Raw genomic sequence first — 322 nt, 5'->3', positions numbered from 1 at the left:
ACCCGCGAAGAGGCCGGCACAGGCAACCTCACAACCATTGCCTACACTGTCCTTGATTGCCTCTGATTTCCCCAGGAGCCACCATGGACGATTCCAGCCAGGGCAAACCCCCGACCTTCTGGCAGATGCTGCACAGCATCCTCGCTGCCGCCTTCGGCGTGCAAAGCGGCAAAAACCGCGCACGCGACTTCACCCACGGCAAGGCCAGCCACTTCATTGCGTTGGGGGCGCTGTTCACCCTGGTGTTCATTGCGGTATTGATCGGCCTGGTGCAATTGGCGCTGCACCTGACCCGCTAGCCTGTGCCGGCTTCTTCGCGGGC

1 protein-coding gene is annotated in these 322 nt (G+C 62.1%); it reads left to right on the top strand.

The genetic code is table 11. From position 1 onward, the window contains the following. Positions 1 to 83 precede the first annotated feature (83 nt). Positions 84 to 299: a DUF2970 domain-containing protein gene (locus tag ACK59Z_RS25960; RefSeq protein WP_004573790.1), complete on the top strand. Its 216-nt coding sequence runs from the start codon at positions 84 to 86 to the stop codon at positions 297 to 299. Positions 300 to 322 lie beyond the last annotated feature (23 nt).

Source organism: Pseudomonas sp. KCJK9058, from assembly GCF_046230975.1.
GTDB classification, from domain to species: Bacteria; Pseudomonadota; Gammaproteobacteria; order Pseudomonadales; family Pseudomonadaceae; genus Aquipseudomonas; species Aquipseudomonas alloputida.
The sequence above is the reverse complement of the archived record's forward strand: the minus strand, read 5'-3'. Positions and strand labels throughout refer to the sequence as shown.

Bases quoted from the DNA above. Each gene is read 5' to 3' on its own strand.
- ACK59Z_RS25960 (WP_004573790.1), top strand. From the start codon at position 84: ATGGACGATTCCAGCCAGGGCAAACCCCCGACCTTCTGGCAGATGCTG.